Source organism: Affinundibacterium amnicola, assembly GCF_014284275.1.
Taxonomy (GTDB): Bacteria; Pseudomonadota; Gammaproteobacteria; order Burkholderiales; family Burkholderiaceae_D; genus Undibacterium; species Undibacterium amnicola.
The window spans coordinates 528,828-550,447 of sequence record NZ_JACOFU010000001.1; the positions used below are offsets into that span (position 1 = coordinate 528,828).

Consider the following 21,620-nt stretch of genomic DNA (forward strand, 5'->3'; position numbering starts at 1 on the left):
TTAATCAAGCTTATTTCTTTAACTCGTGTGGAATTTTTAAGGAGGCACGATGACTAAAACGACATTCCTGGGATTTGAGCAGTCTATTGCTGAACTCGAAACAAAAATTGAAGAGTTGCGCTTTGTGCAAGATGACTCTGCGGTCGATATTTCGGAAGAAATTGATCGCCTCTCTCAGAAAAGCCAGATGTTGACCAAAGATATCTATGCCAAGCTAACCCCATGGCAAGTATCTCAAATCTCTCGCCATCCACAGCGTCCATACACCTTAGATTACATTTCTCAAATATTTACTGACTTCCATGAATTGCATGGCGATCGCGCGTTTGCGGATGATTTAGCGATTGTGGGTGGTTTAGCACGTTTTAATGGTCAGGCGTGTATGGTGATTGGTCATCAAAAAGGACGCGATACAAAAGAACGCGCAATGCGTAATTTTGGTATGCCTAAACCTGAAGGCTATCGCAAAGCGATGCGTTTGATGAAATTGGCAGAAAAATTTGATATTCCCGTGTTTACCTTTGTTGACACAACTGGTGCGTGGCCGGGTATCGATGCAGAAGAGCGCGGACAATCAGAAGCGATCGGCCACAATTTATATGTCATGGCTGAACTTAAAGTCCCTTTGATTGCGACCATTATCGGCGAAGGCGGTTCTGGTGGTGCGCTTGCTTTAGCGGTTGGCGATGCTGTCTTGATGCTTCAGTACGCAACGTATTCGGTTATTTCTCCAGAAGGCTGTGCGTCTATTTTGTGGAAGACTTCCGAGCGTGCGTCCGATGCCGCTGAAGCCTTAGGCCTGACTGCAAATCGCTTAAAAGCTATGGGATTAATCGATAAAATCATTAATGAACCATTAGGTGGCGCACATCGAGATCCTAAGCAAATGTGTGCTTTAGTTAAACGTGCATTAGCGGATACGCTTCGTCAGTTCCAAGGGATGAAAACCAAGGAGCTGCTGGCGAATCGGCATGAGAAGTTGATGAGTTACGGCAAATTTAAGGAAACCAGAGTTTCTGAATGAGCACAATGCACTGCCAAAGTGCCGAAGACTTAGCGCAAATATTCTTTGCTAAACTCACTAGCATTATTCAAACACAAGGTCTTGATTGCAGGCAAACTGGTATCGCAGTTGCTTTCAGTGGAGGCCTTGATTCTACGGTACTTCTCGCATTGACTTCGCGTTATGCGACGCAAAACCAAATTCCTGTCTTTGCCTATCACGTCAATCACGGACTGAGTTCAAATGCGCAGCAATGGCAACAGCATTGCGCGCAAATTTGCGAAGAACTGAATGTTCAATATCGATGTGAATTAATTTCTGTTAAGAACGAAGGACAGGGGATAGAGGCGGTCGCCCGGCAGAAGCGTTACCAAGCTTTGGGACGTATGTGCGAACTGGATCAGGTAAGCTTGCTGTTAGTTGCCCATCATCTAGATGATCAAGCTGAAACCATGTTGATGCAATTGTTTCGTGGTACTGGGCTTCGCGGGCTGTCTGGCATGGATGAGTGCAATTTTGCGCCAACGCTGCTTGGAACGAAACTGACGCTACTTGGACGTCCTCTATTGTCTCGATCAAAGCTGGATATACAAAATTATGCAGTGGCGAATCGGTTAGTCAATGTGGAAGACGAGTCTAATCTGGATACGGGTTACACGCGTAATGTTGTACGACTTCGTTTAATGCCCTTGATCGAAGAATTGTTTCCCGGCTTCCCAACACGGTTGATGCGAACATCGCAGCATGTGCGCGCTGCTCAGCATCTGTTGGATGAGATTGCTGCTGATGATTTGATTCGTTGCGGTCAGGATAATGTGCTGAATTTGACGCAGATGAATCAACTGGATTCAGACCGGGCAACCCACTTGTTTCGTTATTGGTTGTCTCGCAATTTAGTACAACTTCCATCGACCTCAAAAATTGCAGAAATTCAAGCGCAGCTATGGACTGCGCGGGACGATGCGCGTGTGCAGATTCGTCATGGCCATTTTTCGATTTGCCGATATCAGCATAAAATTTATCTCATTGATCATCAGAATGTGAGTGCTCATCAAGGCGAGCTGAGTTTTATTTGGAACGGGGAAGAGTCTATATATTTTCCTGAACTTAAAGGGATATTGAGATTTCACCCTGGTGACAGTGGCGTTGCTGTTAATACTCTGCGAGAGTCTACGATGGTGATTCGCCAACGCCAAGTTGGGGCGCGTTTGCGACTGGGGAAAAATCGACCATCTCGTGACCTAAAGAGTCACTTTCAAACTGCCAAGATTCCATTTTGGCAGCGAGAAAAATTACCTTATATTTATATTGAAGACCAACTATTCTTTGTTGGCTTGCTTGGGATGGATGCTGCATTTATTGAGTCGAAGGCGGCGGAATCTGGCGGTGACGATATTAAAATTGAATTGATTTGGGTTCCAGATTGATATGTGTGTTTGATGTGTGTAAATAATTGAGAGTTGAGTTTGACAATGACTAGACAAATTGTTCTTGATACTGAGACAACAGGTTTGAATCCTCGATTAGGAAATCGTGTAATTGAGATAGGTTGTGTTGAGTTAGTCAACCGCAAGCTTACAGGTAATAATTTTCATCGGTACATAAACCCAGAGCGAGATTCCGAGGAGGGCGCTTTGGCAGTGCATGGTTTAACGACTGAGTTTTTAAGCGATAAACCGACGTTTGCTAATGTGGCAGACGAATTCCTAGAATTTGTGCGTGGTGCCGAATTGGTTATTCATAATGCCCCATTTGATATGGGGTTTCTGAATGCTGAATTTGAAAAATTAGGGCTAGGCAAGTTAGATATCTACGTTGATGGTGTGGTCGATACTCTTGTTCAAGCGAAGGAATTGCATCCAGGGAAGCGAAACTCTTTGGATGCTTTGTGTGATCGTTATGAGATTTCCAATTCGCATCGTAAGTTGCACGGCGCATTACTTGACGCTGAGTTACTGGCGGATGTTTTTTTGGCGATGTCGCGTGGGCAAAATAGCTTTAGTATCGAAGTTGAACCTGAAGCACAAGTCGTCGTTGTAGATACCATTGAGTTAGATGAGCAGGATAGACATGTTGCGATATTGTTTGCGGATGAGCATGAGCAGCGCGCGCATGCCGATTTGATTTTAGATATTGGGAAGGCATCGCAAGGAAACTGCGCCTGGCAGCTGGACTCAGCCTTGGATTCAACTCAAACCTAATTTATTCAGCTAACTTTTTCATGCTTTACAAGCATTTTTAAATTCAGTGAAACATTCTCAAAAATTGCTAAGTGTTTGGAAATCCATTTCGACTTCGTTCGAGTATCAATTTTTAATGTTGATTTAATATTGTTCGACGAAAAACCAACATAATTTATTAAAATATTTCTTATCGCCACCCTAAAGTGGCGATTTTTTTTGCCGTTAATCTAAATAAGTGATGTAAGAAAAAAAGTTTAAAAATATTTCGTGCGAACCCTAAAGTTTTCTAAAGTTGTGCCGATAATGTTTATAGAAGTTAAGAGATAATCTTTCTCTTGTTTAGTAAGTGCTTGTTTTTACAGTGTTTATTTGACTTAGCTTTATTTTGTCTTAGACAAAACTATCAAATTAAAAGTCGTTAAATTTTTAATGGCTTATCTAAAATAATCCAAAGTAGGATGAACTCCTATTGGATTTTTCTCGTTTTTCCGCATTCAATTCCCTAGTTTCGCTGATACACCCATTTTTCGCTAAGCACCACAATCTATCTCACTGGCAACACATTTCGCTAGGGCAAATAAGTGGGAGTGCAAAAATGACACCAAATGACATGATGGCTGAGATCCGTGACGCAAATTTAAGCTACTTGATGCTTGCGCAACAAATGATCCGTTCTGACAAGGCAACTGCAATTTTCCGCTTGGGTATTAGTAAGGAAATTGCTGATTTGATTGAGGGAATGAATAATTCGCAAATATTGAAATTGGCAGGTTCCAACATGATGCTTGCTCGTTTCCGTTTCGAGGATAGTGCGATTCTCTGTATGCTGACAAATTACAATAAAGAACGCAGCCTGGCACATTCTCACGCAGCTATTTTGATGGCTGGTCAAAAAGTAGAAGAAATCGCTTAATTAGTTTTTTGGTTTGAATTTAATCGAGGTGTGACATGGCAACGAAAAGTATCGTAAATGAAGCTAATGAAATTCAGTTGGCGGTTGATTTGGTGAAATTGGGTGCGCGTTTGCAGTTACTTGAATCTGAAACCTCTCTTTCTAGAGAGCGCTTGTTGAAGATTTATAAGGAGCTTAAGGGTGTCTCTCCTCCAAAGGGGATGTTGCCTTTTTCGACGGATTGGTTTGTCACGTGGCAGCCTAATATTCACTCTTCATTATTTATGAATATTTTCAAGTATCTGCGTGATCATGCAGATATTGATGGTATTCATGCGGTTGTTAAAGCCTATAAGCTCTATCAGGAGCAAATGCCAACGCCAGAAGGTGAAGAGCCAGTGCTGTCACTGACACGTGCTTGGACTTTGGTTCGCTTTTTTGAGGGAAATATGCTTTCTTTCGTTAAGTGTACTCATTGCGGTGGTCAATTTGTTGGGCATTCTCTCGATTTGCATGATCATTATGCTTGTGGGCTTTGCCATATGCCATCGCGTGCAGGTAAGACCAAAAAACAGCGTGCTTTGGATGCTGAGCGAGTGTTAAATTAATAGATTGTAGGTTCAAGCTTGATTTCTAATGATATGATTTTATGAGGGTAATCATGTGAGGTAAATGCTTTGAAGCTTTCAGTTGGAATTCGTTCCTTGATTCTACAATTGGGTTCGTTGGCTATAACATTTATAGTTTTAAGCCTAATCAAATTAAAGCTTCAGGTCTCTTTTTCAGTTTTATCCCTCTTGTTCTGGCATGCTTCTCTGGCTGCTTTCGTCACCCTGCTATTAAGATTTGATTGGTGGTGGGCTCCGATTCAGTTCGCTTTTCCCCTTCTTGCTTATTTCTTGTTTCAGCAGCAAATATCTCCTCATTTCTATTTGGGTATATTGCTCGCTTCTTCTCTCCTTTTTTGGTCAACATACAGAACGCAAGTTCCCTATTTCCCATCAAGATCAGAACTTTTAAATCCGGTGCTAGATGCACTATCTGATGTTGATGATCTTCGATTTGTTGATATCGGGAGCGGGATGGGGGGGCTTCTTATTAAGTTATCAGAGCGGCGAGTTGATGGGCAATTTGTTGGGATAGAAATTGCACCATTACCGTGGCTGATCAGTTTCTTGAGAGGGAAGGTGAGTCGTTCAAATGTGAGATTTGCATTGGGTAATTTTTATCAGCTGGATCTTTCGCAATTTAATGTGGTTTTTTGTTATTTATCCCCGGCTGCAATGTTAACTGTATGGCAGAAAGTGAAGTCTGAAATGGCGCCAGGTTCACTTTTCTTAAGCTATGAGTTTATTGTTCCCGATGTAACACCGGATATCGTTGTGAAAATTGAGTTTGGCGGAGTATATTTATATGGCTGGCGCATATAATGAAACAACAAAAATATATTTTTTGGGCAATATCGGGGAAAATGTTGCCTAATGTTATGAGATCGCTGGTATTCTTGAGTTGTTGCTCGAATGAGTAGATTGTCGAGTTCATACTGATTAAGGAGTTTAACTCGTGTTAGTTATTGTGGGTTATATCGTTGTTTGCGGTTCGGTGTTTGGTGGATTTGTTCTGGCCGGTGGTCACATGGCCGTGTTATTCCAGCCAATCGAACTTTTGATGATTGGCGGTGCCGCAGTTGGGGCATCGTTGGTGGGCAATAATTCTAAAACTCTTAAGGCGTCATTGAAGGCGCTGCCTTCCGTTTTTCAAGGATCAAAATACAATAAAGCCATGTATATGGAACTGATGACGATGTTGTTTGACGTTCTGACTAAAATACGTAAAGAAGGCTTGATGTCAATTGAAGGTGATATTGAAAAGCCAGAGGAAAGTCCACTGTTTAGCAAATATCCTTTGGTGGTGTCTGATCATCATTTGATGGAATTTTTGAGCGATTACTTGCGTTTGATGGTATCTGGAAATATGGATGCTTTTCAAATTGAAAATTTGATGGATAACGAATTAGAAACGCACCATCATGAAGGTGCTATACCTGCCCATTTTATGGCGAAGCTTGGTGATGGTTTGCCTGCTTTTGGTATCGTTGCGGCGGTTATGGGAGTGGTTCATACAATGGAATCGGTTGGTATTCCGCCAGCTGAGTTAGGTATCCTGATTGCGAAAGCTTTGGTTGGTACTTTCCTGGGTATCCTGTTAGCTTACGGATTTGTTGGACCTCTCGCTAGTTTGCTGGAGCAGAAATTAGATGAGTCTTCGAAAACTTTTCAATGTGTGAAAGTGACTTTGTTGGCGAGTCTTAACGGATATGCTCCTGCATTATCAGTTGAGTTTGGCCGAAAAGTGCTTTATTCAACGGAACGACCAACGTTCTCTGAGTTGGAAGAACATATTAAGCAGTCCAAATCGAAGTAGATAATTGGTGATCGATCATGGCAAATGAAGAGCTACGTCCAATTGTCGTTAAACGGATTAAAAAAGTCGCTGGAGGGCATCACGGAGGTGCATGGAAAATCGCATACGCAGATTTTGTTACGGCGATGATGGCGTTCTTTTTATTGATGTGGCTGCTAGGCTCAACGGCAAAAGGTAATTTGCAGGGGATTGCCGAATATTTTCAGACGCCTTTAAAAGTTGCGATGGCCGGTGGTGATGGTAGTGGCGATAGTTCAAGTGTGATTAAAGGTGGTGGAAAAGATTTGTCCATTCGTGACGGGCAAACTAGAAAAGGTGAAATTGAGGCTGTTAAGAAAACCTACAATTTGCAAGCAGCGGAAGCTGCGTTAGCAAGGGCTGATGCGGAGCGTCTTAAAGGTCTAAAGGAAAAAATTGAGGCAGCGATAGAGTCAAACCCGACACTAAAACAATTCAAAAAGCAACTTTTGCTTGATATCACAACAGAAGGGCTGCGGATTCAGATTGTTGATGAAAAAAATCGGCCTATGTTTGCATCGGCTAAAGCGGATTTGCAGCCCTATACTAAAGTCATTTTGCATGAAATTGGACTTGCACTAAATGATGTTCCGAATAGAATTAGTTTATCTGGTCATACTGATGCCGCACCTTACGGAAGTGGCGAGTTTGGATACAGTAACTGGGAACTGTCGGCTGATCGCGCAAATGCATCAAGACGTGAGTTGATTTATGGTGGTATGGATGAAAAGAAAGTTTTAAGAATCGTTGGTCTTTCATCGTCAGTTTTGTTTGATAAAGACGATCCATTGAACCCTATTAACCGTCGCATTAGTATTATTGTGATGAACAAGAAAGCTGAATTGTCTGCATCACAGGATGGTGGGGAAGTTGATCTAGGTAGTTCGACTGAGCAAGCTCTTGAAATAAAAAAATAATTTAGCGCATTGAATGCATCACTCATGCAGCATGAATTACAACGTTTGGTTTGCAGAATGGGACGCTGAACATGTCAAAGAGAAAAAACTTGGGTTCACAGGTTAAGCAACTTTTATCTGGTGTCTCAGATCACGGTGCTGCTCATCTTTTGGAAGTTGAAACTGATTTGATTCAGACAACCTTGTTGTTGGCCGAAGCGATTGAGAAATTAGGCGAGAATTTTTTAGATTTACATGCCTCGATCACCTCTCAAGAAGAACAAATTTTAGGCTTGGTTGATACAGGACTGATACCGCAAGCAAACGTAGAGAAACTAGCGCAAATTCAATCTGACATCGCAGTACATATTAGTCGTGCTGTGACTAGTCTTCAATTTCAAGACTTAACAAATCAATTGATTTCACGAACTGTGCAAAGAAGCGCTGGACTGCGAGAGCTTTTATCGACCTTGGATATGGTGGGGAATGTTATTCCTTCTGACGGTGGTATGGATGAAATTGCAGTTGTTTTAGACGAAATCACTGAAAAACTTGAGCAACAGAGCGTTGAATTAAAAAGTTTGTTGCGGAAAACAGTGAATCAACAGCATTTAAATAGTGGTGATATCGAGTTATTTTAAGTATCGGTTGAGTGAAGAATTCTTCTCAATTTTCTGAATGGAGTAATGATGGCCAAAACAATTTTAGCAGTGGACGATTCTGGATCCCTGCGCCAAATGGTTGCATTTAGTTTGAAGGCAGCTGGATATCAAGTGATTGAAGCGGTAGATGGTCAAGATGGGCTTGAGAAAGCGAAGGGGCAAGTAGTAGATTTGGTGTTGACGGATCAAAATATGCCACGTATGGATGGCTTGACACTGATTAAATCTTTGCGTGCTTTGGCGACTTATCAGCGTGTGCCTATTTTAATGCTGACGACGGAGTCTAGCGATGAAATGAAGGCGAAGGGCCGTGCGGCTGGTGCTAATGGTTGGTTAGTGAAACCTTTTGATCCGCAGAAGCTGACTGAGGTAGTAAAGAAAGTTATTGGATAATTGTTGGTGAATTAGTCGCGATTGAGCATTAATGAAGAAATCACTACGAAGTGAATGAACATTAATCAAGCAGTGAATTTTGCGAGATATTTGTGTGACTAACGGGGTGAAATAATGACGATTGACATGAGTCAGTTCTTCCAAGTTTTTTTTGATGAGGCTGAAGAACTTCTCGCAGAAAAAGAGAAGTTATTGTTGGGTGTTGATATCTCATCTCCAGATCCAGAAGATTTGAACGCTATTTTTCGTGCAGCGCATTCTATAAAAGGTGGCGCATCAACATTTGGCTTAAGTGACATGTCTGATGTGACACACATACTGGAGTCTTTACTCGATAAAATTCGTAAAGGTGAAATGTCCTTGACGGCCGAGCACGTCGATGCGTTTCTTGCGGCAAAAGACATTTTAAAGATGCAGCTGGACGGGCATCGCCTGGGAACACCCGTTGATTTAGATGCGGTGGGTGATGTGAGGATGTTGCTGCAATCCTTCGTGCAAGGTGAGCTGAAGCCTAAAGTTGTTTCTGCCCCAACCTTGGCGCCAGTGAATCAATCAGATCAAAGTTTGGAAAAGTATACGCATTGTTTTAGAGTCAGCTTTCATCATGTGAAGGCGTCGGACTTTGTTTTATTGACCTCTGAGCTTGGTCTTTTGGGATCAACAACCACCGAGAAAACAAATCAAGGCTGGGATTCGATCATACTGAAAACGAATAGTAAGGAAGATGATATTTCTGCGGTTTGTTCGTTTATTGTTGATGCCGAGAATATGACAATTACGGCAGAAGAGTTTGTACAAAGTAGTGCTGAAAAACAGTTAAGTGAAGATGAATTGGGATATGGTTTTTTTGAGCCAATTGAATCAATGTTCCCACCAGAAGAAAATCAAGCTGTTGTGGCAACGGTAGGCACAGAACAAGAAAAAGCATCCGTGCCAGATTCGATTGTGAGTGCTGGAAAAAATCCAGTGAAGAAAGATACAGAAAAGAATTCTGCTGGTCATGAATCTACTACGATTCGGGTAGGAATTGAAAAGGTCGATCAAATTATTAATTTGATTGGTGAGTTGGTGATTACTCAAGCGATGCTTACCCAACGCACCCAAGATCTCGATCCGGTCTCAAATGAACGATTGTTGAGTAGTGTCGCGCATTTGACACGCAATACTCGTGATCTTCAGGAAGCTGTAATGTCAATTCGAATGATGCCGATGGATTATGTGTTTTCCCGGTTTCCTCGAATGGTTCGAGATCTTGCCAATAAATTGGGTAAGAAGGTTGAGTTTGTCACTTACGGCGCGTCCACCGAATTAGATAAAGGATTGATTGAGAGAATCGTCGATCCTCTCACACATTTGGTCAGAAATAGTATTGATCACGGCATTGAAATGCCATCCACCCGTCTCGAGAACGGGAAAAGTGAAATTGGTAAATTATCGCTGTCCGCAGTACATCAGGGTGGCAATATCGTGATTGAAGTTTGCGATGATGGCGGTGGTTTGCATCGTGAAAAAATTCTCGCCAAGGCAAAGCAAAGCGGCTTGAATGTTTCAGATTCAATGTCTGATCCGGAAGTCTGGCAGTTAATTTTTGCACCAGGTTTTTCTACCGCTGACGTGGTCACCGATGTTTCGGGACGCGGCGTTGGTATGGACGTTGTAAAACGAAACATTACGCAAATGGGCGGTGTAGTTGATATTCGCTCAGCCAGAGGGTTTGGTACCACGATCACAATTTCTTTACCTTTGACTTTGGCGATTCTTGATGGCATGTCGATTAAGGTCGGAGAAGAAATTTATATTTTGCCTTTAGGGTTTGTGGTGGAATCTCTGCAACCTCAATCTGACGATATTAAAGAGATTAGCGGTAAAGGTAGAGTGATCAAAGTGCGGCAAGAATATTTACCTTTGATTCCTTTGTTTGAGACTTTTAATATCGAGCCTAAGCACGTTGATCCTGCAAATGGGATTACGGTGATCGTTGAGGTTGACGGCAAAAAAGCAGCGCTATTTGTGGATGACTTGGTAGGGCAACAACAAGTTGTCGTCAAAAACATAGAATCAAATTACAGAAAAATTCCCGGTATTTCGGGCGCAACAATATTGGGTGATGGTGGTGTTTCATTTATCCTCGATGTCGCTGCAATACTGCGTTCAGTACGGTAGATTTTGGGTTTAACAAGATTTAAAAGGAATGAATCATGATACAAAGCTCTGATGACTTATCTAAAAAGTCGCAATCCGAAAAAGGTGATCTCACGACCCATGAGTTTTTGGCCTTTACACTTGGTAACGAAGAATATGGCATTGATATTCTGAAAGTTCAAGAGATTCGTGGCTATGAAGCGGTTACACGAATTGCGAATGCACCAGATTTTCTCAAGGGCGTCATTAATTTGCGCGGGATCATTGTTCCCATCGTAGATATGCGCATCAAGTTTAACTTGGGTGAGCCAACCTATGATCAGCTGACCGTCGTTATTATTCTCAATATTGGCGTGAGAGTGGTTGGAATGGTGGTTGATAGCGTCTCCGATGTGATGACTTTATTGCCGGAACAAGTTCGTCCTGCGCCAGAGATGAATACGACGTTCAATAATGATTTCTTGATTGGTTTGGGAACACTGGAAGAGCGTATGTTGATTTTAGTGGACATTGAAAAGCTGATGTCGAGTCCAGAAATGGGATTGATGGACAACGCTGATTAGTCGAACTAAAAAAGCTTACCTTGTTTTCTTCTAGATAGGAATTGCGCATGGCTAAGCCAGCAGAGCGATCAGATGGTGAAAAGGAATTTGCATTCAATCAACGTGATTTCGATCGTGTGCGTGGACTGATTTATCAGCGAGCTGGTATTTCGCTTTCTGATAGTAAACAAGAAATGGTGTATAGCCGTTTAGCAAGAAGACTGCGCGCGACAGGCATCAATTCGTTTTCGGTTTACCTCGATATGCTGGAACGTGAGATCGGTAGTAATGAATGGGAGTCATTTACTAATGCTTTGACCACGAACTTAACGTCTTTTTTTCGTGAAGAGCATCACTTCCCGATTTTAGCGGAACATGTAAAAAAGAAATCTGGCCCTTTGCGGGTATGGTGTTCGGCTAGTTCTACCGGTGAGGAACCATATTCGATTGCAATTTGTATTTGTGAGGCACTTGGAACGCTTAAACCTAATGTAGAAATTATCGCGACGGATATCGACACCAATGTATTGAGTGTCGCGGCGCGTGGTGTGTATAACCTTGATCGCATTGAGAAATTGCCAAATGATATCGTTCGCAAGTATTTCTTAAAAGGACGTGGGAAAAACGAAGGCTCTGTTTTGGTTCGGCCAGAATTACGGAACTTAATTCATTTTGAGTCATTAAATTTACTTGAAGATCGTTGGGCTTTGAGTGGTGAATTTGATGTGATTTTTTGTCGAAATGTGATGATTTATTTTGATAAACCGACACAATCAAGCATTCTGAAAAAATTTGTGCCCTTGTTGAAATCAGATGGACTTTTGTTTGCCGGGCACTCAGAAAATTTTCTTTATGTTTCTGATGATTTCAAATTGCGCGGTAAAACAGTTTATGTGCTGGCGAGTAAAGAAGAGAAGAGTAAGAAATCGAGTTCTTACGATTTAAATAAAGGGTGATCCATGAGCCAGTTTAGTGAAGAGCACTTTGCGACTAACGTTTATTATGATCGCACTTTTGATTGTGATGCTGCAAAGATTTTGCCTGGTGAATTTTATTTCACCGGAAAAGACATGTTAATTGTGACCGTTTTAGGTTCTTGTGTTTCAGCATGCATTCGTGATCGTGTTTCTGGTGTGGGTGGAATGAATCACTTTATGCTGCCAGATGGTGGTGAGAATTCAGATAACCCTGTATCAGCTTCCATGCGTTATGGTACTTATGCCATGGAAGTGTTGATCAATGAATTGCTCAAAGCGGGTGCTCGCCGTGAAAACATGGAAGCGAAAGTGTTTGGCGGTGGTAATGTTTTACGTGGCTTTACCGCAATTAATGTGGGTGAAAGAAATGCGAAGTTTGTGTTGGATTACTTGCGTATGGAACGCATGCGAGTAATCGCTGAAGACTTAAATGATATCTTCCCAAGAAAAGTTTATTTTTTTCCGAGAACCGGAAAAGTTCTGGTGAAGAAATTGAAAGTGGAACACAACGATACACTGAAAAAACGTGAGCTCGATTACGCAAGTCGACTAAAGAGTGCACCTGTTGGTGGTGATGTTGACTTATTTTAGATGTTGATAAAGAGAGCACCGCTAGGTTTCATTTTTGAAATTGCGCATTGTGTACTGTGAGGGCAGAATGAAAATTAAAGTATTAATCATTGATGATTCTGCACTGATACGAAGTATTTTGAGTGAGATTATTCGTGCCGAGAGTGATATGGAAGTGGTTGGGGTTGCGCCCGACCCGTTAGTTGCACGCGAGTTGATTAAGCAATGTAATCCAGATGTCTTAACTTTAGATGTGGAAATGCCCAAAATGGATGGGCTCGATTTTTTAGAAAAATTGATGCGACTTCGCCCAATGCCAGTCATTATGGTTTCATCGTTGACTGAGCGAGGGTCTGAAATTACGATGCGGGCTTTAGAATTAGGCGCTGTTGATTTTGTTACAAAACCAAAGTTGTCAATTCAAAGTGGCATGTTGGAATATGCGCATATTATTACCGATAAAATTCGCGCTGCATCAAAAGCAAAAATTCGTGCAAGGCCAGTTGCCACAAGCGCGGTGGGCGCGCATGCGACTTCTGTATTACCCTCTGTTCGCAATCCACTGATCAGTAGTGAAAAATTGATTATTGTCGGTGCCTCTACTGGTGGCACAGAAGCGATTAAGAATTTCTTAAGTCAAATGCCATCCGATTGTCCTGGTATTTTGATTACGCAGCATATGCCTGAGGGGTTTACCAAATCATTTGCGAAACGTTTGGATGGCTTATGTAAGATATCGGTTTCAGAAGCCGAGGGCGGAGAGCGTATTTTGCCAGGGCATGCGTATATCGCCCCTGGACATTCGCACTTGTTACTTGCCCGAAGTGGTGCGAATTATGTGACTGAAATTAACGATGGACCTCCTGTGAATAGACACAGACCATCCGTTGATGTTTTATTTCGATCTGCCGCAAAATTTGCTGGTAAGAATGCGGTTGGTGTAATACTCACAGGTATGGGTAAAGATGGTGCAGAAGGTATGCTCGAAATGAAAAATGCTGGAGCGTTTAATTTTGCGCAAGACGAGGCAAGCTGTGTAGTATTTGGTATGCCGAGAGAGGCAATTGCCGTTGGTGCTGTTAATGAAATCGCACCATTGAATGAATTGCCGCATAGAGTATTACAGTATTTAGACCAACATGGCAGTCGCGCATTGCGTGTTTAAAATAAAAAATGTGGTAACGGAAGTAAATGAAGTACTAAATGATGTCTATATAACCGATAATATGCACTACGGTCCTTTGTGAATTTATGGAGTAAGTTATGGCTGATCAAAACCTCAAATTTTTAGTAGTTGACGATTTTTCGACAATGCGCCGGATTGTGCGTAATTTGTTGAAAGAACTCGGATATTCCAATGTTGACGAAGCGGAGGATGGTGCGCTTGGTTTGGCAAAATTGAAGAGTGGTGATTTTGACTTTGTGATCTCCGACTGGAATATGCCAAACATGGATGGTCTCACGATGTTGCAACACATCCGTGCTGATCCAGCGTTAGCCAAACTACCAGTGTTAATGGTGACCGCGGAAGCAAAGAAAGAAAATATTATTGCTGCTGCTCAAGCGGGTGCGAATGGCTATGTGGTGAAACCATTTACGGCTGCAACGCTCGATGAAAAGCTTTCAAAGATTTTTGAGAAATTAGGCAAACCTGCTTAATTTTGTGAAGTCTCTTCGACTGAGATTGCATAACGAGAGCTGGTAATCGCGTCTCCGTATGAGCTGATGAATTGATGCGCTCTTGGTGTGATTGCAATTTGTCTGCTTGTTAAAAAATAGTTTACGTCGATCAGCTCATTACTATTTGGCGTGGGTCGTCGAGAACAGGCTTTAGCGTAGTGAATGCAGTGAATATGTCACACGGATGTTGAACAGCGATCGATGCAGTTTTGGCGGCAGTATTTAGAAGCAAATGAAGCAGCTAGCTTTACAGAATGCTTAGTTAAAGCGAGGCTCAAGTTAATCCAGACAACAAGTCAGCGTTTCTTAATTATCAAAGCTAGCTTAATGATTTGTTGGGAAGTCTCGGATTTTAATCATTAGAGAAGTTAATTATTTATGAGTGATGTAAAGTTTATCCTTAGAGAGCCGCTGCTTGACCCTTCACAACGCGTGATTGGTTTTCAATTGTCTTGGCAAAATAACGTAAAGGCGGCAGAGTTAGATAGTGATGAATTAAGCGCTCTTATGTCGTTTGTTGCGAACGAATTGAACGATGAGGAAAAAGGCTTTCTACTTGGCGATAGTGTTATTTTTCTAGAGGCTGTGCCTGGCTTGTTACAAGCGGAAGGTTTACGTCAACTTTCTCCGAAAAATACGGTTCTCATATTTTCTAAACGTTATTTCGCCGATGAAGTATCAATTGCAGCGATTAAAGAATTGCGTGCATTAGGCTTTGGAATTTGTCTAAAAAATGCCGATATTTCTGCGCTTGAACGTTCGTTTTTCTCGCTGATTACCCATTTTGAAGTTCAGCTTGATGCGAGTAATTTGGGTGCGCAGGCAAAAATGTATGCCGCATTGAAACAATCTAACGTGCAAATGATTGCACGCAATGTTGGTAACTGGCAGGATTTTGACGCTTGTGCAGCATTAGGCTTATCTAGTTTTGTCGGAAAGTTGCATTTAACTCCACGACCAAATATTGCGCAAAAAGGTTTGAATACAACGCAGACGACGATACTCCAGTTAATGGAAATGATTCGTAAGAATGCAGATATTCAGCAATTAGAGACCGTTGTAAAGCGTGATGCGGCACTCGCTTATAAATTACTTCGCTACATCAATTCGGCTGGCTTTGGATTGCGCACTGAGGTACAGTCTTTAAAGCATGCGGTCACAATTTTAGGATATAGCCCGCTTTATCGTTGGCTTTCTTTATTGTTGGCTACCGCTAGCACGAGTGGGAATTCACCGGTTTTATTGGAAACCGCAATCGTTCGCGGTCGATTTGCTGAAATTCTTGGGCAGCCATTTATGTCCAAGAGTGACGCTGAAAACTTGTTTGTTGCAGGTATGTTTTCGCTGTTAGATCGACTATTGGGTATTCCGATGGAAGAAGTTTTGTCGACGATACAATTGCCTGAACCTGTGGTTGAAGCGCTAGTTTCACGAAGTGGTCTCTACGGACCTTTCCTAGCGTTGGCTGAAGCATGCGAGCTTAACAGTATGTTGGTTTCTTCCATTGCAGAGACCTTGAAAGTTTCTCCGGTTGATGTCAATAAAGCCCACCTTTCTGCACTGGTATGGGCAAAAAATATTTCTGCTGCGGTCTAAAATCAATGGCTATGGCTTAATTGAGTGGGTTGAAAGAAAACATATTCAATTAGGTAAATAAAGCAAAATCATTTTCGCCATATTTACTCGCTACACATAAAAAACTCAAACGATTGATATTTGTCAGTTGTTTGAGTTTTTTTCATTTCTGCATCCACTAATTTCAGATCTCTATTGTTCTTGAAATAAGGGGTTAATCCCATTCTATTCAAACGATCTGTCACGAGCACTTTCGTGAATAATTTGTCCTGAGGTAATTAATTTAGATTTCGATCTAATTGGACAGAAGATATGGCTGATGACAGCGGATTAGAACGGACCGAACCAGCTTCGCCCCAGCGACTAGAAAAGGCGCGCGAAGAGGGCGATGTACCACGTTCAAGAGAGCTATCTACCTGCACCGTATTGCTAGCGGCGGGCGGTGGCTTGTATTTTTATGGCGAAACACTATTCCATAATCTCTCTAAAAATTTCGCGCGTGGTCTGTCATTTGAGCGCAGTGCCGCCTTTGACGCCAATTTTCTAACGATGCAATTACTCGACTCAGTGATTGATGTCATGCTCGCTTTTTTACCTATCGCGGGCTTGTTGTTGCTTGCTGCGCTTGGATCACCATTGTTGATTGGTGGTTGGCTATTTAGTTTCAAGTCTTTGGAACCGAAGTTCTCACGTATGAATCCGATTACCGGAATGGGCAACATGGTGTCGTCAAGATCGGCTATCGAATTGGTGAAAGCAATTTTAAAGACGATCTTGGTGGGTGTGATTGCGTGGTTGGTGGTGGCGCAGCAAAAAGATGCAATTTTCGGCTTGATCTACGAACCTTTAGACAAGGCAAGTGCGCATATGGGACATATGCTCGGCGTCTGTTTTCTTGCGATTGTGGGCGGTTTAGTATTGATTGCATTGATTGATGCTCCTTATCAAATGTGGTCGTATGCAGAAAAATTAAAAATGACGCATCAGGAAGTCATTCAAGAATCAAAAGAAGCAAATGGTAATCCTCAAATCAAAGCGAAGATCCGTCAACAACAGAGAGAAATGGCGCGTCGTCGCATGATGTCTGAAGTGCCGACAGCTGATGTGGTTGTGACCAATCCGACGCACTTTTCTGTGGCGCTGAAATACGCCGATGGTAGTAATGGTGCGCCACGCGTCATTGCGAAGGGCGCTGATGCAGTTGCTGCCAAGATTCGAGAGCTCGCTAAAGAAAATAATGTGCCTATTTTGGAAGCCCCACCATTGGCTCGTGCGCTTTATAAGCACACTGAATTAGGTGATGAAATTCCAGAATCTTTATATGCCGCAGTTGCGGAAATTCTTGCTTATGTTTTCCAATTACGCACTTATCGTAAATCTGGCGGCATCGCGCCTATTGAACCTAAAAATATTCAAGTCCCGACGGGATTGGATCCATTGTCAAATGAAGTAGGAGCACCTGTATGAACTCGCTAAAACTGCCCGCATGGTTGAGTGGGATTGGCACCAGAGCCTTAGCTGGCCCAGTTCTGATCGTCATGATGTTAGCGATGATGATTTTGCCTCTGCCAGCGTTTGCTTTGGATATCTTCTTTAGCTTTAATATCGCACTGGCGATCATCATTTTATTGACTAGTTTGTACACCGTTAAACCGCTTGATTTCATGGTTTTTCCAACTGTCTTATTGGTGAGCACGATGTTGCGTTTGTCATTGAATGTGGCGTCCACTCGTGTGGTCTTGACTGAGGGACATAATGGTCCGGATGCCGCAGGTAAAGTGATTGAGGCTTTTGGTCATTTTTTGATTGGCGGGAACTATGCAGTCGGTATTGTGGTGTTCATTATTTTGACCATCATTAACTTCTCGGTTGTGACAAAAGGTGCTGGACGTATCGCAGAAGTTGGCGCGCGATTCGCCTTAGATGCAATGCCAGGTAAGCAGATGGCGATTGATGCTGATTTGAATGCAGGATTGATTGCTGAGGATGAGGCTCGTCGTCGCCGCACTGAAGTAGCGCAAGAAGCAGAATTTTATGGCGCGATGGATGGTGCTAGTAAGTATGTCAAAGGTGATGCGGTTGCTGGTATTTTGGTCACAATTATTAACCTGGTTGGCGGATTGATTGTCGGCATGGTTCAGCATGATATGAATTTTTCTGAAGCATCGAAGGTTTATGCATTATTGGCGATTGGTGATGGCTTGGTAGCACAGATTCCCTCGCTGATTATCTCCACTGCTGCAGGTATTGTTGTGTCGCGCGTAGCGAGTGATCAAGATATTGGAAATCAGTTTATTAATCAGCTGTTTTCTAAGCCTGAAGTCATGTATATCACTGCCGCGATTATTGGTGGCATGGGAATCATTCCTGGTATGCCACATGTCGCCTTTATCCTTTTGGCGGGTAGTTTGGCAGGTGCTGGATATTTACTGAAGAAGCGTGCAGAGGCAGTGCCGCTGGCAGATCAACCCGCTCCAATGCCCACGGCACCTGAAATGGAAGAAGCAACCTGGCAGGATATTTTGCCAGTTGATACTTTAGGATTAGAAGTGGGCTATCGTCTGATTCCTTTGGTTGATAAGAATCAAGGTGGTGAGTTACTAAGACGTATCAAAGGCATTCGCAAAAAATTTGCACAAGATATCGGTTTTTTATCTCCTCCAGTACACATTCGCGATAATCTCGAATTAAAACCAAGCTCATATCGTATCGCCTTGAAAGGCGTCGAAGTCGGCTCTGGCGATGCCAACATGGGGCAATTCTTGGCAATTGATCCAGGCATGGTATCGGGTAGCTTGCCAGGCATGCCTACGACTGATCCGGCCTTTGGATTGCCAGCAGTTTGGATTGATGCGTCCATGCGTGAACAGGCGCAAGCAATGGGGTACACCGTCGTAGATGCTGGAACCGTGATCGCGACGCACTTAAATCATTTGATTACATCGAACGCCGCAGAGCTTTTAGGTCGCCATGAGGTTCAACAGTTACTCGATCATCTGGCAAAGGAGTCGCCTAAGATGATTGAAGATTTAACTCCGCGTTTATTGCCGCTTTCTGTCATTCAGAAGGTCTTGCAAAACTTATTAATTGAAGGTGTACATATTCGCGACATGCGTTCGATTGTTGAGACCTTGAGTGAATTTGGCGCGCATACCCAAGATCCAAACGAATTGACCGCACAAGTTCGCGTGGTGTTGGGACGAGCGATTGTGCAGCAGATTTTCCCGACCGGAAATGAATTGGCGGTGATGACTTTGGATAATCGTCTAGAACGTTTATTAATGCAGACTTTACAAGGCCATGGAGCCGAAGGCGCCAGTATGGAGCCAGGTTTGGCCGATACTTTGGCACTGCAAACCGAAGCCGCAGCACAGCATCAACAACAGTTAGGCTTGACGCCAGTTTTGTTGGTTCCCGCACCCTTACGCGCATTGCTTGCACGCTTCCTGAGACGTACTTTGCCGCAAGTGAAAGTGCTGTCGCATGCGGAGCTTCCAGAAACAAAAACAATTAGAGTGACTAGCCAGGTAGGAGGGCAATGATGAACGTCAAAAAATTTATAGCACCGAGCTCACGAGAAGCATTGCGTAAAGTACGTGCGATGTTGGGTGAAGACGCGGTAATTCTGTCGAATCGCAATGTCGATGGCCAGGTAGAAATTCTTGCTATGAACGATCAAGCTTTGACGGGAATTGCGTCAGAAGCTGGCGTCGCGCAGCAAACCGCAACTGCAACCGCAATGCAATTTAATCCCAACGCGAAGTCATCAATTGAGTTTCTGTCGGTTGAAGCGAAGTCTCCTGCTAGTGTATTGAAGAAAGAAGACGCCTTCGCGGCTCCCAGTCAAGCTGAAGTAGCATCAATGATGAGCGAAATTCGTTCAATGAGAGATATGCTGGAAGGCAAAATGTCTGAGATGTCTTGGCTTAATACGCAGCAAAAAACGCCTTATAAATCAGATGTATTACGTGAGATGCTGGCAACTGGCTTGAGCGCGAGCTTGTCACGTCATATGATGGAAAAAATGCCAGAGTGTGGTAATGCAGAAGCAGGGCTAGATTGGGTTAAGTCGATCATGGTGAAGAACTTATCGACAATCAGTAATGAGAACGAAATCCTTGAGCAAGGTGGTGTATATGCACTGGTTGGGCCAACGGGTGTCGGAAAAACAACAACAACGGCCAAGCTTGCTGCACGTTGCGTGATGCGTCATGGCCCATCAAAACTCGCTTTAATCACGACAGATGGTTATCGTATTGGCGGCTATGAACAGTTAAGAATTTACGGGAAGATTTTGGGTGTGATGGTGCACTCAGTGAAAGATGAATCTGATCTGAAAATTGCATTAGCAGAGTTAAAGAACAAGCATACTGTGTTGATTGATACTGTTGGCGTAAGTCAGCGCGACAAAATGGTGACGCAACAAGTGGCAATGTTGTCTGGATCGGGAGTCGATGTGAAACGTTTACTTTGCTTAAATGCGACATCCACTGGCGAAACCTTGACTGAAGTCGTGCGTGCTTATCGTGGTGAAGGTTTGTCTGGATGTATTTTAACGAAGCTGGACGAGGCCGCAACGATAGGCGGTGCGCTTGATATTGTGATACGTCAGAAATTAAATCTTTATTACGTCGCGAGTGGTCAACGAGTTCCAGAAGACTTACATGTCGCGAATAAACAGTATTTGGTTGATCGCGCATTTAAGTTGAAGCGTGAAACTTCTGCGTATAAATTTCAGAATGATGAATTGCCTCTCCTAATGTCAACTATGGCTTCGGGCAAGCAAGGTGCTTCAATCGGAAAACCGGAGGTGCATTTTGGTTAATTGTGATCAAGCGGAAGGCCTGCGTCGCATGCTGGAAATGCCAAAGTTGAAGGTGTTAACGTTTCTTTCAGCCTTACCTGATTCTGACAGCAATGGCATGCTGATAAACTTGTCAGCGACTTTGGCAAATCGAGGAAAAAATACCTTGATGGTTGATGCAAAATTGACAGATTCCAGCCTAAGTGCGTGGCTAAATTTAAAATCAGATCAGACACTGTTGGAGGTCGCACGACAACAGCGTACAATGGACGTCGTGATCAAACAAATTTCTCCACGATTGTCGATAACCAAAGTAGCCCATGTAATGCCTAAAAATTTGGGTTTGCCGCAAAGTGGATATCGAGAATTATCGAAAGTATTTGATTTAGCTGCTAGCCGTTCCGATTTGGTGGTGGTTGATTGTGCGTTAAATGCAGATGATACTTTTTTATTGTCGTCGTTTGACGAGAGTGAGTTAATTATTCAGGTTTCTGCAGACTCTAAAACGATCACCAATGCTTATGCCTTGATTAAGCGATTAAGTAATCGTTTAGGGCGACGGAATTACGGCATCGTTGTTTCTGGTGTCGATGGAGAGCAAGCACAAAAGATTTTTTCAAATTTGTCTGTGACCGCACGCCGTTATTTGGCGGTGGACTTAAATTTTGTAGGCTTTGTGCCAGCGGATGTTCATTTAGTTCGGGCTACAGAGTCCGGGCGTGCCGTCATTGATGCTTTTCCATTGTCGAAAGCGGCAAATGCGTTCGTGCGTATGGCAGAAAAATTAGTTTCGACGGCTAGTCAGGGTTTTCGCTTTGATGCAATGTCACAGCTAGGCGCTCCATTAGAATATTAATTA

General features: G+C 42.9%; 21 protein-coding genes. All 21 read left to right on the top strand.

Features of this window, described 5'->3' with window-relative positions; translation table 11 throughout:
• Positions 1 to 49 precede the first annotated feature (49 nt).
• The 21 genes from H8K33_RS02375 (at position 50) to H8K33_RS02475 (ending at position 21,617) form a co-directional block, all read left to right on the top strand.
• Positions 50 to 1,024: an acetyl-CoA carboxylase carboxyltransferase subunit alpha gene (locus H8K33_RS02375; protein WP_186889361.1), complete on the top strand. Its 975-nt coding sequence runs from the start codon at positions 50 to 52 to the stop codon at positions 1,022 to 1,024.
• A complete protein-coding gene (tilS, locus tag H8K33_RS02380; RefSeq protein WP_186889362.1) occupies positions 1,021 to 2,430 on the top strand; it encodes a tRNA lysidine(34) synthetase TilS in 1,410 nt (469 codons plus the stop codon). The genes H8K33_RS02375 and tilS overlap by 4 nt, the downstream gene beginning before the upstream one ends.
• Before the next feature lie 45 nt (positions 2,431 to 2,475).
• Positions 2,476 to 3,204: a DNA polymerase III subunit epsilon gene (dnaQ, locus tag H8K33_RS02385; protein WP_186889363.1), complete on the top strand. Its 729-nt coding sequence runs from the start codon at positions 2,476 to 2,478 to the stop codon at positions 3,202 to 3,204.
• Between the two features lie 577 nt (positions 3,205 to 3,781).
• The gene (gene flhD / locus H8K33_RS02390) at positions 3,782 to 4,099 is read left to right on the top strand and encodes a flagellar transcriptional regulator FlhD (RefSeq protein ID WP_186889364.1); all 318 of its coding nucleotides are present in this window, start codon (positions 3,782 to 3,784) and stop codon (positions 4,097 to 4,099) included.
• A 35-nt stretch (positions 4,100 to 4,134) separates the two neighbouring features.
• Positions 4,135 to 4,686: a flagellar transcriptional regulator FlhC gene (gene flhC / locus H8K33_RS02395; RefSeq protein WP_186889365.1), complete on the top strand. Its 552-nt coding sequence runs from the start codon at positions 4,135 to 4,137 to the stop codon at positions 4,684 to 4,686.
• 69 nt (positions 4,687 to 4,755) lie between these two features.
• Complete coding sequence (locus tag H8K33_RS02400; RefSeq protein ID WP_186889366.1) at positions 4,756 to 5,508, top strand: class I SAM-dependent methyltransferase; 753 nt, start codon at positions 4,756 to 4,758, stop codon at positions 5,506 to 5,508.
• A gap of 133 nt (positions 5,509 to 5,641) precedes the next feature.
• Positions 5,642 to 6,502 (top strand): flagellar motor stator protein MotA, encoded by an 861-nt coding sequence (gene motA, locus H8K33_RS02405; RefSeq protein ID WP_186889367.1) that lies wholly within the window; start codon positions 5,642 to 5,644, stop codon positions 6,500 to 6,502.
• A gap of 17 nt (positions 6,503 to 6,519) precedes the next feature.
• Positions 6,520 to 7,437 (top strand): flagellar motor protein MotB, encoded by a 918-nt coding sequence (gene motB / locus H8K33_RS02410; RefSeq protein ID WP_186889368.1) that lies wholly within the window; start codon positions 6,520 to 6,522, stop codon positions 7,435 to 7,437.
• Positions 7,438 to 7,508: 71 nt separating this feature from the next.
• Positions 7,509 to 8,057, top strand: a complete 549-nt coding sequence (locus tag H8K33_RS02415) for a chemotaxis protein (protein ID WP_186889369.1) — start codon at positions 7,509 to 7,511, stop codon at positions 8,055 to 8,057.
• Between the two features lie 48 nt (positions 8,058 to 8,105).
• Positions 8,106 to 8,471: a response regulator gene (locus tag H8K33_RS02420; RefSeq protein ID WP_186889370.1), complete on the top strand. Its 366-nt coding sequence runs from the start codon at positions 8,106 to 8,108 to the stop codon at positions 8,469 to 8,471.
• Positions 8,472 to 8,585: 114 nt separating this feature from the next.
• Positions 8,586 to 10,634, top strand: a complete 2,049-nt coding sequence (gene cheA / locus H8K33_RS02425; RefSeq protein ID WP_186889371.1) for a chemotaxis protein CheA — start codon at positions 8,586 to 8,588, stop codon at positions 10,632 to 10,634.
• Between the two features lie 35 nt (positions 10,635 to 10,669).
• Entirely contained in the window at positions 10,670 to 11,176 is a 507-nt protein-coding gene (locus H8K33_RS02430) for a chemotaxis protein CheW (RefSeq protein ID WP_186889372.1), read from the top strand.
• Positions 11,177 to 11,223: 47 nt separating this feature from the next.
• Complete coding sequence (locus H8K33_RS02435) at positions 11,224 to 12,111, top strand: CheR family methyltransferase (RefSeq protein WP_186889373.1); 888 nt, start codon at positions 11,224 to 11,226, stop codon at positions 12,109 to 12,111.
• Between the two features lie 3 nt (positions 12,112 to 12,114).
• Entirely contained in the window at positions 12,115 to 12,723 is a 609-nt protein-coding gene (gene cheD, locus H8K33_RS02440) for a chemoreceptor glutamine deamidase CheD (RefSeq protein WP_186889374.1), read from the top strand.
• Positions 12,724 to 12,790: 67 nt separating this feature from the next.
• Entirely contained in the window at positions 12,791 to 13,867 is a 1,077-nt protein-coding gene (locus tag H8K33_RS02445) for a protein-glutamate methylesterase/protein-glutamine glutaminase (protein WP_186889375.1), read from the top strand.
• A gap of 98 nt (positions 13,868 to 13,965) precedes the next feature.
• Positions 13,966 to 14,361: a chemotaxis response regulator CheY gene (cheY, locus tag H8K33_RS02450; RefSeq protein ID WP_186889376.1), complete on the top strand. Its 396-nt coding sequence runs from the start codon at positions 13,966 to 13,968 to the stop codon at positions 14,359 to 14,361.
• A 399-nt stretch (positions 14,362 to 14,760) separates the two neighbouring features.
• Positions 14,761 to 15,978 carry an EAL and HDOD domain-containing protein gene (locus tag H8K33_RS02455; protein WP_186889377.1) on the top strand — a complete coding sequence of 406 codons (1,218 nt, stop codon included), beginning with the start codon at positions 14,761 to 14,763 and terminating at the stop codon, positions 15,976 to 15,978.
• 291 nt (positions 15,979 to 16,269) lie between these two features.
• Entirely contained in the window at positions 16,270 to 17,424 is a 1,155-nt protein-coding gene (gene flhB, locus H8K33_RS02460; protein WP_186889378.1) for a flagellar biosynthesis protein FlhB, read from the top strand.
• On the top strand, positions 17,421 to 19,499 hold the full coding sequence (flhA, locus tag H8K33_RS02465; RefSeq protein ID WP_186889379.1) for a flagellar biosynthesis protein FlhA: 2,079 nt from the start codon (positions 17,421 to 17,423) through the stop codon (positions 19,497 to 19,499). Before flhB ends, flhA begins: the two co-directional genes overlap by 4 nt.
• A complete protein-coding gene (flhF, locus tag H8K33_RS02470) occupies positions 19,499 to 20,782 on the top strand; it encodes a flagellar biosynthesis protein FlhF (RefSeq protein ID WP_186889380.1) in 1,284 nt (427 codons plus the stop codon). The genes flhA and flhF overlap by 1 nt, the downstream gene beginning before the upstream one ends.
• Positions 20,775 to 21,617 carry a MinD/ParA family ATP-binding protein gene (locus tag H8K33_RS02475; protein WP_186889381.1) on the top strand — a complete coding sequence of 281 codons (843 nt, stop codon included), beginning with the start codon at positions 20,775 to 20,777 and terminating at the stop codon, positions 21,615 to 21,617. The genes flhF and H8K33_RS02475 overlap by 8 nt, the downstream gene beginning before the upstream one ends.
• Positions 21,618 to 21,620 lie beyond the last annotated feature (3 nt).